This window comes from Spirosoma arboris (assembly GCF_009754945.1).
In the GTDB taxonomy this organism is placed as follows: Bacteria; Bacteroidota; Bacteroidia; order Cytophagales; family Spirosomataceae; genus Spirosoma; species Spirosoma arboris.
The window spans coordinates 756,924-770,452 of the sequence record NZ_WPIN01000002.1; the positions used below are offsets into that span (position 1 = coordinate 756,924).

At 46.0% G+C, this 13,529-nt stretch carries 10 protein-coding genes and 2 pseudogenes; 8 read left to right on the top strand and 4 right to left on the bottom strand.

Annotated features, from left to right (window positions below; all coding sequences use genetic code 11):
* The first annotated feature begins 167 nt into the window (after nt 1–167).
* The 6 genes and pseudogenes from GO755_RS41365 to GO755_RS07110 all read left to right on the top strand — a co-directional run bounded on the left by GO755_RS41365 (nt 168) and on the right by GO755_RS07110 (nt 3,360).
* The gene (locus GO755_RS41365) at nt 168–650 is read left to right on the top strand and encodes a hypothetical protein (RefSeq protein WP_227686879.1); all 483 of its coding nucleotides are present in this window, start codon (nt 168–170) and stop codon (nt 648–650) included.
* A 97-nt stretch (nt 651–747) separates the two neighbouring features.
* On the top strand, nt 748–1,590 hold the full coding sequence (locus GO755_RS41370; RefSeq protein ID WP_227686880.1) for a hypothetical protein: 843 nt from the start codon (nt 748–750) through the stop codon (nt 1,588–1,590).
* Nucleotides 1,591–1,817: 227 nt separating this feature from the next.
* Nucleotides 1,818–2,237: a formylglycine-generating enzyme family protein gene (locus GO755_RS41805; RefSeq protein WP_157584017.1), complete on the top strand. Its 420-nt coding sequence runs from the start codon at nt 1,818–1,820 to the stop codon at nt 2,235–2,237.
* Nucleotides 2,234–2,302: pseudogene (locus tag GO755_RS42150) on the top strand (hypothetical protein); the annotation flags it as partial. The gene GO755_RS41805 and the pseudogene GO755_RS42150, both read left to right, overlap by 4 nt.
* Before the next feature lie 74 nt (nt 2,303–2,376).
* Nucleotides 2,377–2,577 (top strand): annotated as a pseudogene (locus GO755_RS42155) (formylglycine-generating enzyme family protein); the annotation flags it as partial.
* Nucleotides 2,578–2,784: 207 nt separating this feature from the next.
* Entirely contained in the window at nt 2,785–3,360 is a 576-nt protein-coding gene (locus GO755_RS07110; RefSeq protein ID WP_157584018.1) for a cupin domain-containing protein, read from the top strand.
* A gap of 304 nt (nt 3,361–3,664) precedes the next feature.
* Here GO755_RS07110 and GO755_RS07115 read toward each other — a convergent pair whose 3' ends face one another.
* From GO755_RS07115 to GO755_RS07130, 4 genes are all read right to left on the bottom strand, one after another.
* The gene (locus GO755_RS07115; protein ID WP_157584019.1) at nt 3,665–4,288 is read right to left on the bottom strand and encodes a hypothetical protein; all 624 of its coding nucleotides are present in this window, start codon (nt 4,286–4,288) and stop codon (nt 3,665–3,667) included.
* Nucleotides 4,289–4,307: 19 nt separating this feature from the next.
* Complete coding sequence (locus GO755_RS07120) at nt 4,308–4,535, bottom strand: hypothetical protein (RefSeq protein WP_157584020.1); 228 nt, start codon at nt 4,533–4,535, stop codon at nt 4,308–4,310.
* A 454-nt stretch (nt 4,536–4,989) separates the two neighbouring features.
* Nucleotides 4,990–5,823 carry a carboxylating nicotinate-nucleotide diphosphorylase gene (gene nadC, locus GO755_RS07125; protein ID WP_157584021.1) on the bottom strand — a complete coding sequence of 278 codons (834 nt, stop codon included), beginning with the start codon at nt 5,821–5,823 and terminating at the stop codon, nt 4,990–4,992.
* Between the two features lie 183 nt (nt 5,824–6,006).
* Nucleotides 6,007–9,567, bottom strand: coding sequence for a T9SS type A sorting domain-containing protein (locus GO755_RS07130; RefSeq protein ID WP_157584022.1), 3,561 nt, complete (start codon nt 9,565–9,567; stop codon nt 6,007–6,009).
* Nucleotides 9,568–9,766: 199 nt separating this feature from the next.
* On the opposite strand from GO755_RS07130, the gene GO755_RS07135 reads away from it, so the two are divergent.
* Nucleotides 9,767–10,150, top strand: coding sequence for a hypothetical protein (locus GO755_RS07135; RefSeq protein ID WP_157584023.1), 384 nt, complete (start codon nt 9,767–9,769; stop codon nt 10,148–10,150).
* 133 nt (nt 10,151–10,283) lie between these two features.
* On the top strand, nt 10,284–13,358 hold the full coding sequence (gene secDF / locus GO755_RS07140) for a protein translocase subunit SecDF (RefSeq protein ID WP_157584024.1): 3,075 nt from the start codon (nt 10,284–10,286) through the stop codon (nt 13,356–13,358).
* Nucleotides 13,359–13,529: the final 171 nt, after the last annotated feature.

The following is a 13,529-nucleotide window of genomic DNA, read 5'->3' on the forward strand; positions in this document are numbered from 1 at the left end:
CATCTCCTTAAACGCTCCTACATGAGACGATAGAATCTTCATGTATCTGCTTCTTAAATGGGGCGTTTCAAGCGACACTACCATATTCTCAAAAAGTAGATCAGCTATTGATATTCAGATGATTTATCCGTCAATTGATAGAAGGTTTTACTTTAATCGAAAGCTTCATGATCAAGCTCTGCTTCTTCAGCATCAGTTTGCTTTTTCTACCTGGCTTACTAGTAGCCCAAGGTAACTATGTGGCCAACACCGCCAGCGGCTCCTCAGCGGCCCCCTATAATACCCTGGTAGGGGTTCAGGCTGGAATAAATATCAACTCATCGGGTCAGGCCAATGTGTTTACGGGCTATCAGGCGGGCTATTCTACTACATCGGGTATCAATAATGTCTTTGTAGGCCTGGGGACCGGTTATAATAGTACAGTTGGTATCCAGAATGTGGCGGTGGGCCATCAGGCCGGTGTGGGTTCAGGATCAAATAATAACAACAATGTATCGATTGGTTTTCAGGCCGGAGTGGGTTCGGGGACAGTTTCTGACGCAGTGAATATTGGCTACATGGCTGGGCATAACAGTACAGGGACTTTCAATGTATTTATTGGCTCAGGAAGTGGTCAGGCTAATATATCCGGGGCGCTAATTCCTTTCTAGGCTACGATGCAGATATGCCAATACAACCGGGGAATTTAATTCCTTTTTGGGCTATGTAGCGGGAGCTTTCAATACCACTGGAGGCTCTAATTCCTTTATGGGGGCTTTCGCGGGAAATTCCAATACCACTGGGATTAATAATTCCTTTGTGGGGGCTCACGCGGGACTTAACAATACCACTGGGATTAATAATTCCTTTGTGGGGGCTTACGCGGGATTTAACAATACCACTGGGATTAATAATTCCTTTCTAGGCAACCAAGCTGGCAGTAATGTCACCACCGGCAACAACAACATCATCATTGGCCCTAATTCCGGAACTGCCATTACTACCAGTGATGACAATGTGCTGATGGGCTACAACAGTCAGGCCGATGAAGGCATCTTCAATGGCATCGCCATCGGTTCCGGCAGCCGGGTGGCCAGTAGTAATTCGCTGATACTTGGTAATGGCGTCAAGGTGGGCATTGGAACTTCAGCACCAAAAAACAAACTGGAAGTGGTCGCTGATGAGACGGATAACAGCGGTTTGAGACTTTCTAAACTCACCAGTCAAAGCAAGCCAAGCCAAGCCACTGATCAATTCTTGACCGTCAATGAAAAAGGTGATGTGGTGAAGGCTCGGTATCAGTTACGGATCAATACCGCCAATGAGTGGAGTGATCAAGTCTTTTTACCTACATACCAGCTACGCCCCCTAGCCACTGTTGCTAGCTACATTGCCCAGCATGGCCATTTGCCTAATATCCCCTCGGCCGAAGAAGTGGTTAAAGTGGGTGTTGATTTGGTGAAGATGAACGCTACTTTGCTGGAGAAAGTGGAGGAATTGACCTTGTACAGCATCCAACTTGAGCAAGAACTGCAATTAACTAAGCAAAAGCAGCAGTCCGAGATTGATGAGTTAAAGCGGTTATTGAAACTGGTACTTGAAAAGAAGTGATATGTGATAATCTCAAAAAATGCTCCTGCCTGAGACAAAGAGCGATTTGACTATCTATAATTAGGGCATTTCATGATTCACGCTGCCTCATTCGTTGTTTCTGTCTGCAAGCTTGTTGGGCGGCTTACTCGACACACCACCAGCCGATTAGCGTCAAGCACACAAAGTAGAAACGTGGCTTCATTGAATTATAAGGAGAGGTTCCGCAAACCCAAAAAAATCCAGTGATGAAATATAGTTTAATCGCAGTTCTGCTTATAACGGTGGCCGGTACCCCGTGGTGGCCAGGTAACTCGAAGCTATCAGAAAACGCAACCGCGGTTGGTAATATCAATGAGCCGGACATGGTCACGGTGCATGGCGGTAGGTTTGCTATGGGTGGCCCTGAGAATAACAATGAAAAGCCAATCCATACGGTTACCCTAAGCAGTTTTAAACTAGCTAAGTATGAAACTACGCTGGCACAATGGCAAAACGTCATGGGCAGCAATCCTTCTGGTCGTACCGATTGTATGGATTGCCCGGTAACCGCTGTAGGCTGGGATGATATCCAGACATTTATAACAAAGTTGAATACCTTATCCGGTAAGACCTATCGCGCCTGCCTACAGAAGCCGAATGGGAGTATGCGGCAAGAGGGGGTATAAAGAGCAAGGGATTTGACTATGCCGGTAGTAATGATGTCAATGCGGTAGCTTGGACTTTTGCCAACAGCGGATCCACTATTCATCCTGTTGGACAGAAAGAGGCCAATGAATTGGGCTTATATGATAGGGCAATGTCTTTGAATGGTGCAACGATTGGTATGATGAGACCTATTATGCTAACAGTCCGGAACATGATCCCAAGGGTCCTGCAACAGGGCCACATCGTGTTTTCCGGGGTGGTAACCGGGCCAGCGAACCCGCTAAAAGCCGCGTAGCCTATCGCAACCCCTTCCGGTTAGGCTACGCCAACCTGGGGTTCCGGCTGGCTTCTTCGCTTTAGTATACCGAATACCTTTGGGCTTAAATGAGAGGTCTGCCTATCTAGGGCTTCTTGAAAGACAGGAAAGGAAATCGTTGAATTGTCTTGTCTCAATTATGGCTCCTGTCCAGAATTACTTTCCTTTCCCTCAATAACTTACCGTATCAGTGGTAAATGCTGATATACTCGCCCCTTGAATCTAGTTTCCATCGATATACAACCAACCTCATGAAGCGAACCAGTTTCCTCAAAGTCTGTTTAACCATGGGCACTTCCCTGGCCTCTCCTTTCTTGTGGGCTGCCCAAACCCTCCGAAACGTCCGAGTAGAGAAAGGCTTTAAGGTAGAGGCTGGTAAGGACCGATTTAATCAACCTATTTCCCTTTTTGATGGCGATACATTCATGACAAAAGTATCTACTAAAGATACTAACGCAGATTTATACGTCTACGAATCCCGACGGGTTAAAGAAGGTGGGCCTGCTCTGCATGTTCATTTCGATCAAGATGAATTGTGGTATGTGTTGGAAGGGGAATTTCTGATTAAGGTTGGCGATGTCATTCACCAGGTGAAAGCGGGTGATACCGTATTTGGCCCTCGGAATGTGCCCCATTGTTTTGCTAAAGTAGGATCAGGAGAAGGCCGTTTGTTAATGACCTTTCAGCCAGCAGGTAAAATGGAAGAGTGCTTCCAAAAGATCAGTGCTGGAGCGCTAAAAAACCTGAGTGAAGCCGATCAGGATAAGTTTCGGGAAGCGCATGGATTCAAGCGAGTAGGTCCGCCTATTAATCAGCTCAAACAGTAATGTTGATTGGACAGTACTCTCATCCCAAGCCCGAATCTAAAAACCATATTAAATCTTAACAAACGCTCCCCAAAGGGAGACGCGCGAATATTGGTTATATATATGCATCCTAAAATGGGGCGTTTGTTTTAGATGAGACTCTTCAAGTCGTGATCGCAGCCGCGGACCGTGATTTGTGTCCTTTTTTTAATCGCATACAATGTTCTCTTTTATCGGTTGATTCAACCCAGTTAGCCGATTACCATACTGGTGAGTAAAAAATCTTATACGTGGGCTGAGTGTCACACCTTACACGATCTCATCATTAAAACCGATAGCCCAAGGTCAGCCCAAAGCGGGGAGTAAAACCTTTCCGGCTCATCTGTTCGGGCAGGACTGCCTTGAGAGGGGGACTGCTGGTTGGTAGTTGATAGTGAAGTCCCAGAAACAAATCGACCACTACGCGCGGTGTGCTTGTCTGTACACCAGCCATTGCGCCGGGCATCCAGACGTAAAGCTGCTGGATAGCCCTGACTAATTTACCGCTCGGGTCTCGAATAAGAGTACCCTGACTGTCGAACTGATAGTCGTCGAGCGTGAGCCCGGAATAGCGACCGTATACGCCTGCGTAAAAGCCAGTGGGGGAAAAAGGACGCCGAGGGAAATAGTGCCGGTATTCCAATGTAACCCGCTTATAGTGAAATAATCTCGGCGAGGGGGTGTTGGCGTTGTGATATTCATACGTTTCCGAACCGAAGCCCACCCCACCCACCAGCGATGCACGTTTGGTCAGCATCCGTTCATAAAACACAGATACGTCGCCGACAATAAGACTCAGGGGGTTAATTTTCAGACTATTAGTTCGGTTGACTGCTGAGTCTGCCGTTAACTGGGCGTAGGCCCTACACAGGCTGATGGCACTAAGTAGAACAAACAGGGATATTTTCATTGCGAAATTTGGGTGTCCGTTATGGCCTGTCACCAACAAACTGACATCCGCTATTTTTTGCTGCCGTTGCCTGTTCTGCCCTTGCCAGCCTAACGGCTTCGTACTGGTTGACAATATTACCAGTTTTTGAAAGTTCGGCAACATTAACCTTCTTTAATATCAGCTCTATCCGTTGCGTGTGTTCAACCAGCGCCGACTGCGTAATGATGCGCGTTGAACTAGCAGGAATAAGTTTGGGGAAATGCATAGTGCTAGTTGGTCGCAGATGAATCCGTCTTCTTGGCCATCTTACAGGGCGGATTAAAAAGGGAGGTAGCCATTCTCTGTTTCGGCTTAGCCTTCTAACGACTAAGCCCGGTTACTGTAATTAAAAAAAGCGTTTTGTACGCCTATGCAGGTGCGATCGATACTGTCAGGTACCCAACTAGCAACACTTTTCCGGGGAAGTCTATTTTTCTTGGCGTACGTGCCGGTCTTTGTTCATGGACCGTACAGCTGGCTTAATAGGAATTAATCAATGCCGGCCACAGTTGACAAAAAATATAAAATAAGCATTCATGTGTTAGATATCTCTCTTAAAGGCTCCTTTCACAAGACATTGAATCATGTCAGACGACAAACTTACTCAAGATTATCATATACAGTCAGGAAATGATCAAGCATTGCCTTATGCATTCACAATTCTTGACAACATTTTACCTTTAATACGCTTTCAAGCTCAAATCGAGACTCTTGATTTGGTGAGTTAGGGCACCCGATGAAATAAAGTCAACGCCCGTTTCTGCATATGCCCTCAGATTAGTCTCATCGATACCACCCGATGCTTCAGTTACGAAACGGCCATTGATTAATCGCACCATGTCACGGATACCATCCGGAGTAAAATTATCGAGTAGGATTACGTCGACTTGCCCTACCCGTAATACTTCTTCGACTTCAGCCCGATTTCGGGTTTCTACTTCAATACGCAGATGACGCCCCGTTTCCTTTAGATAGGCAACTGCTTTAGTAATGGCAGCTTCGATACTTCCGGCATAATCAACATGATTATCCTTAATCAGGATCATATCATACAAACCAAAACGATGATTCACGGCCCCCCCAATTTTGGTAGCCATTTTCTCGCAGATGCGGAAGTTAGGTGTGGTTTTTCGGGTATCCAATAATTTGGCCCGTGTACCTTCCAACAGATTTACCAGTTCTCGGGTGTGAGTGGCAATGCCACTCATACGTTGCATGCAGTTGAGTACTAACCGCTCAGCAGTTAAGATATTCCGGGCGTTTCCGCTAACGGTCAGTACAATGTCGCCGGGTTTAATACTAGCGCCATCGTGCAAGAGTACTTCGACCTCAAAAGTCGGATCAACTTCGGCAAAAATAGCTTGGGCTACTTCAACACCTGCCAGAATACCCGTTTCCTTTACGAGCAAACGAGCACGTTTCTGGGCATCCGCTGGTATGGTCGATAAAGATGTATGGTCACCATCGCCTACATCTTCGGCTAAAGCCAATTGAATAAATTCGTGCAGATTCATGGGTGCAAGTTAGCCGTTTATTGTAAACCTTACCCGGCATAGGATAATAGACTACTTGAAACGACGGTCCGCTCAATAAAAGATTCTGTGGATTCTATCGATTCCAGGAGTTTATCGCCCCACCAATGGCTCAGCATTATCAATAGAATCTACAGAATCTTTTTTAACGGGCATTCTGCCTGACTAATGCACTTTCAGAATTCTCCTAATAGTTCGATCAGTACCTTGATTTATTTCAAGCAGATAAATTCCGTATGGGAGTGACGACAGATCGATCTTTTCGGAAAATGTGGTTTCACTTTTTTGCAGCGTAACCTGATGTCGGGAAACGCCCAGATTGGCATCAATCAGCTTGATAGCCACATCGCCTACATACGAGCTATTGAGCTGAACGGTTATATGATCTGTCGATGGATTTGGATAGACGCGTATCGATTCTGTGTCGGGTGAGTCGGCAGCTAATCGCGCGGCAATAGGATCGCCCGGAAAGACGAATATGGGTGTTTCGGTTAGCGTAAGCTTAACCTGGCTATTTGTAACTGGCACTACCTGCAAACCCATGGCATCATAGCCCGCCCTAGGGGTATATACCTTCGCAGTACCTGTTCCAATAGTTAGTGTATACTCACTTGTGCGCCCGACTTCATCTGGAACCCAGAGCACATAGATAGATTGCCCATTAAGTTCGTATCTATCGACGTTCGGATTTGTACTCAATGACTCCTTAAATACATAGTTGCCAATGAGTTTTTTTGCCTGATAGAAATAGTCAGCGGTGGTTTTGCGAGTGAAGTCAGGATTTAAAAAGCCCATTGAGCTGAATTGAGTGGAACTAGCTAGATTCAAATCATAGGTCTGATAAAAATCGACTCGAGCTACTCCTTCCCGACCATATAAAAGGGCCGTCCTCAGATTCCAATCGGCCTGGGTAGTTGTCACTGGTTTATTGCCAATGGCAATGGTGTGGAGTGGACTTCCCTGATTAAGGTCATAACCCGTTTCTGACACATAAACCGGCATATCGTAGCAGGCATCATGCGCTAGTTTCAGAACATTTCGGACTACCTGAGTCGCAACCGATAGTTCAGGCGCTGTTCCCCGTGCCGACGCACCGCTACCACTTTGCATAGAATTAGAATTATCTGGGTAGAGGTGGTAATTGATAACGTCCCAGCAAAGATTGACTCGCCCGTTTGATTTGTACCCCCGAAACTCTTTGCACCAGTCGATCATACCCCGAATATAATCGGTACCATTAGCTATCGAACACAGTCCTCCCATCACGACAGTCATAGTTGGGTCTGCATTTTTAACCCCAACACCATCACCCATTGTATTTTTATGCCCATCGTAAAAAGCCGACATATTAGCGGCATACTCACGACCAGTTTGATAGGCTATTCGCCCACGCCACCACTTATCCCGCTCATTGTCGCACTCAATAAAACTAATTAGCCCAAGACCAATTTTCACAACATTGGGCGGGTCATTGGTCCAACGGGGATTAGTATTTACTTTAACCAAAGCGGGGTTCACCGACTTATTTTTCCCATAGCGGGCAGCATACTGAAACGCCACTTTCGCTTGTTCGATATAGGAGAACGGGTCTGTATAGTCTTTACCATAACGAAGTGGTACATTATCACTTCCTTGCTGATCGGCGGGATAGGTTGCATTCATCCAGGGTGTCATATCTTTCAGGCAAGCCATAACCTGAATGCCATCCGTTTTGCAGCGCTCATACATAAGGTCATAATTCCAGCCACCAGAGTGGGTTGGATTAAAGGTATAATTACCCTCCGTCAACTCCAGTTTTTCCCAATCCATATAGTGACGCATCACCCCGAATGACTGCATAGCTTTCACTTTAGGGGCCGAAATACCCGATACACCTGTCTGATAAAAATCCCATTCAAATCCATTTACACCGATCAGATTCTTAAATGTTGGGGTCTTTTTTGGTAATGCGCTTGCTGGTGCACTACCAGCCTTATACGTTCCGTAGAGTTCGATTTCACGCGGCCATATATCAGTTGCATTGATGACCAGATAACGCGCACCGGTGATCACTTTGTCGAGCAGAAATTTAGCGTCTCCCGCTGTGTTTCGGGTAGGGTATGGACCTACCCAAGTCTCGAATTCCAGGCCCTGAAACTGAGTGAGTTCGATACGTTTCCAGTCGCTGGTGATGATAGACAGTCGCATTGGACTGGCAGAATTACTTCCATTGCCATCATATAACTTAATGGCTTTAATATCCATTGTCTCGCCAGCTTGTAAGGGATAGTAGGCATCATAATTAGACAGAACTTTACCCCAGCCCGATTGCACTTCGTTGGTTGTATTTCCATCAAATAGGGTAGCCAAACTACTGCCAGCATTGTTCAGTTGGTACCATCGACTGGCATCAATCGGAATTTTATCGCCCAATATGACAGGATCAGGCACATCATCAGCCGGGTGTCCATATACTCGAATTTTAATCGGTATTGCGTTACAATACTTATGAATTACGATGGCATCAGCTACTACCGTTGGAAAATTCAGCTCTTGCCATTTCAGGTATTCTCCTCCAGTAAAGGAACCAAGAAGCGTTTTCTGCGTGCCAAAGACGGCATAAATCAACGCAGGCGTACTCGAAAACTCATCTGTACCGTCGTACAACTCCAGTTTAGTCAGCCTGCTTCTGGCGGCTAACTTGAGTGTCAGATCCATCCATCTACAATTCTTATTACTCCAGTCTGCTTGCACCAGGCTAGTCATATTATCATTGAGGTAAGGAGCGTAACTCTGTGTAGTTGGTAGGCTCGATGCAACACTCTTTACAATCACCCGCTCCTGAGCGTACAAAATGGCGTCGAGCGGATCGTCGGGCAATACTTTTCCATACGCTCGAATCTTGACGGGTATATTATTTGCGTATTTATGAATTACGATACTCTCAGCAACCAGCGGCTCCTTCAATGGATAGGATACAAACTCCATGTATTTATCGCCCGTGAAGGTACCAATCAAGGTTTTTGTTTTCTCATTTAACGCATATATCTGGGCAGGTGCCGATTCAAACGTTCCTTCAGCATCATATAAATCCAGTTTAGTCAGTAAACTCTTCTTCGTGAATTTGACCGTAACATCCGTCCATTGAGAATTAGAAGGTTGCCAGTAGCTAGGCACCAGGTTATTTAGGTCATCGTTTAGGTAAGCCGAATAATCCTGACCAGTTACCGGCTTGTCCTTTGCTGAAGAAAATGTTAGCAGGTCGAGTGGACGGGGAATAGTAGTCGTTGTCGTAATGGGCTCGCCAAATGCTCTAATTTTTTGTGGAATATTGTTGCCATATTTATAAATCATAATAGCATCGGCCACAACCGGCTGAAACGGTGTGAGTGTTACCCAGTTCATATAGGTAGAGCCATCAAAAGAGCCAATCAGTACCCGTTGGGTGCCATTCATGGCGTAAAGCAAAGCGGGTTGATCTGGAAACGACCCATCGAAGTCGTACAGCGACAGGCTGGATATCAGACTTTTTTTCTCTAGCTTGAGTTTTACCTGCACCCATTTAGAATTGTCTGACCATGCGCTCTGCACCAGCTTATTAAGGTCGTCGGAGAGCCAGGGGGAATAATCCTGTCCCGTATTTTCGCTAGGAGTAATCGATACAATTTTGAGCCGGACAGGGGCTGGTGCAGTTTTTCCTACAATAGTGATTAACATTAATAAGGCAGCGAGTAGTAATCTAATCATATGGGTTAGTTTATGTTATCTATTTACCAATAAAATATACTCCAATAAACAGCAAACGCCTTGATAATCTGCCGGTTAAAAGCAATACATCAAACCTTGTAAATATAATGATTTTGCAATCCGGTTCTTAAAACCCATACCTCTTTTACTTGCATTCTTCCCAAATTGGTACGAAATTTGTCATCCGCTAAGGAAATTCATGAAGCAACCCCGTGTCATACAACGCCTTTCCAGTCTTGCGCTGGCGATCCTGCTGCTGTTCACAGCTGTTTGGGGTCATGGCAATGTGACCCAGGCTAAGATAGCGGCAGTCCACAAAGCAGTTACCGAACAGGGAAAGTCGGGCAAAGCGACCGATGCTCCTCCCGTTGCGAAACTAAGCGCGGCTCAATTTGAAGCAGTGGTTACACCTGCGATTCAATTGGGTGAGTCAGGCCAGAGCGCCTTTCTGCTTCCTGCACCTACACTCCTGATTTTGCTGCTGTTGAGCGTACCGCTATTGCGGTTTTTCACGTTTCCGCATTTCTATTTCTCTTATTTCAAGCACGTTTTTGGCCATCATATTGCCACAAATGCCCCTTAGAGTACGTGTTTAGGCTAAGTCCAAAGGCCCAACTTATTCCTTTCTTCGAGTCAACGTTTCCCACGAGTTGGCTCCATTAGTTATCACCTTAGTAATTTATAGTCAAATCACGGACGTCGTCCTGTGTATCTCAATGCAAAACAAAACCGGAATTCTCATTCTGACAGGCGTCATTGCAGCCATCTGCATCTACTTCCTGTCATTTACGTTCGTTTCTCGGAACATAAAATCCGATGCCGAGGCCTACGCTACTAACAAGGCGGGTGTAGTTGATCGTAATAAAAAACAGCATTATCTCGATTCACTCTGGAAAGAACCCGTTTATCTGGGAAGTACCCTCCAGGAAGTAACCGAACGCGAATTAGGCTTAGGTCTTGATCTGCAAGGTGGTATGCACGTTGTTTTGGAAGTATCGCCTGCCGATATTCTCCGTAGCCTGTCGGGAAACAACCGCGATCCTAAATTCAATCAGGCGTTGAAACAAGCACTGGAAGATCAGAAAACAAGCAATACCAGCTTTGTTGACCTGTTCGCCAGTGCGTTTAAGAAACTGGCTCCAGATACCAAACTGGCATCTGTATTTGCTACCAGCGCGAACCGGAGCAAAATCAACTTTCAGTCATCGGATACCGAAGTACGGAAGTTGTTGAACGATGAAGTAAACGGCGCTACTACCCGTGCGTTTCAGATTATTCAGGCACGGGTTGACAAATTTGGTGTAGCCAACCCAAACATCCAGCGATTGCCAGGTTCGGGCCGGATTCAGATTGAATTACCAGGCGTTGACAATCCAGATCGTATCCGTCGTCTGTTAACAGGAGCGGCTAAACTTGAGTTTACGGAAGTTTATCGTCTAAATGAACTGGCTCCGGCTATTGAAGGTATCGGTGCTTATCTATTAGCTCAGGAAGCAGCTCGCAAAGCGGCCATCAAAACGACGGCACCTGCTACAGGTTCAGCTGCTAAAGGAACATCGAGCCTCGAATCGCAACTGGCACAGGGTAGCAAGAAAGATTCGACCGCGAAGAATGATACGGCTGCCGCAGCTGCTCAGGGTACGGCTCTGACTCAGTTGTTTTTACCAGTTGGCCAGGACCAATTGGGTGTTTATTTGAAAGACACTGCTCGTGCCAATGCGGTACTGAATGCGCCTGAAGTGAGAGGTCTGTTCCCTGCCGACGCAGTTTTTGCCTGGGATCGGAAGACATTCAAAGCAACGGATGGCAAAGAAATTCTGCCGCTTTATTTTCTAAAAAAGGTTGGAGGCCGTGCTCCACTTGAAGGGGATGTAATCACTGATGCTGCCAATGATTACGATGATCGTGGCCGTCCGGAAGTGACAATGAATATGAACCCTGAAGGTGCCCGTAAATGGAAAAACCTGACGGCGGCAAACGTAGGTCGTCCCGTTGCTATTTTGCTGGATAACCTGGTGTACACAGCACCAAACGTACAAAACGAAATTCCAAACGGACGTTCGAGTATCTCGGGTAACTTCACCGTAGAAGAAACCAAAGATATGGCCAACGTACTGAAAGCAGGTAAGTTGCCAGCCCCAACCAACATCGTTGAAGAAAGCGTTGTCGGTGCTACACTGGGTTCTGAAGCTGTAAGTGCGGGTGTCCTTTCGTCTATTGTGGGTATTTTGTTAGTATTAGGTTTTGTAGTTTTCTACTACAATCGTGCTGGTCTTATTGCTGACCTTGCTCTCATCGTCAACCTGTTCTTCTTATTAGGCGTAATGGCCTCGCTAGGAGCTGTATTGACCATGCCTGGTATTGCCGGGATCGTACTTTCCATTGGTATGGCCGTTGATGCTAACGTACTAATTTTCGAACGGATCAAGGAAGAGCTAGCTGAAGGAAAAGGCTTTAAAGTAGCTGTTGCCGATGGCTTTAAGAATGCTATGTCGTCGATTATCGACTCGAACGTAACGACTTTCCTAACGGGTATCGTTTTGTTTATCTTCGGAACGGGTCTGATTCTTGGTTTCGCAACTACGCTGATTATCGGTATTCTGACTTCTCTGTTCGCGGCTATCTTCATTACCCGCCTGATTCTGGAATACTATATCCGCAATGGTCAGACGCTGACCTTCTCGTCGTCCTGGGCTAAGAATCTGTTTGCAGATTCTAACTTCGATTTCGTTTCGCGTCGGAAATTGTACTACACCGTTTCATCGGTAATCATCGCAGCTGGTATTATTTCGGCTGTTTTCAGAGGCTTCGGTCTGGGTGTTGACTTCAAGGGCGGTCGCTCATATGTTATCCGCTTTGAGAAGGCGGTAAGTACAGATGAAGTACGTAACTCACTGGAAAGTGTATTAGGCTCATCACCTGAGGTTAAAACCTATGGTGGTACGGGTATTGGTTCTAGCCAGGTGAAAGTAACAACGCCTTACCTAATTGACGATAATTCGCAGGGAGCTGACAAGAAGGCCGAAGCTACTATTTACAAAGGTCTGAGCAGCATTAAAGGCAATCCGGCTAAAATCGAGAGCTCACAGAAAGTTGGTCCAACCATTGCTTACGACATTTTAACGTCGGCACTTTGGTCGATTCTGTTAGCCGTAGCGGTTGTATTTATCTATATTCTGATCCGGTTCAAGAAGCTTGCCTTCGGTTATGGTGCGGTTGTGGCCATGTTCCACGACGTACTGATTATCCTGGCTATCTTCACCTTCTTCAACGGTCTGTTGCCATTCTCTCTGGATGTTGACCAGGCCTTTGTGGGTGCCCTGCTGACGATCATGGGTTACTCTATGAACGATACCGTTGTGGTATTTGACCGGGTTCGTGAATATCTTGCCGAAAACAAAGGCAAGAAAGAAAGCATCCCGACCATTATCAACAACGCGCTGAATAGTACGTTGAGCCGCACAGCGGTAACTGGTTTCTCGACCATTCTGGTCTTGTTAGTACTCTTTATCTTCGGTGGCGAAACCATTCGGGGTTTCTCGTTCGCTATGTTAATTGGTGTAATCGTAGGTACTTATTCGTCGCTGTTCGTTGCTACGCCGATTGTGGTTGATGCGCTAAGCCGCGATCAGGAAAAAGATACGGTTGTACCAACGATCAGCGAGAAGAAAACAGGCTTTGACGCAATCCCAGCTGATTTTACAACGGCTGCTCCTGCAACGCCTGAAGAGTTCACCGCTAAAAAGGAGAAGAAAGAGAAGAAGCCATTAATTCGGCCTTCGCAATCGTAATACAAAGGTGAAAGAGTGAAAGAACGAAAGAGTGAAAGAGCGGAGGCCGTTTGGCAATTTTTTCGCGCTCTTTCACTCTTTCGTTCTTTCACTCTTTATTTTTTGTATCTTTCCCAACGTTTTAACCTAAGATTATTTCTCCAAACGACACAATCACCAAACTCTATTTCC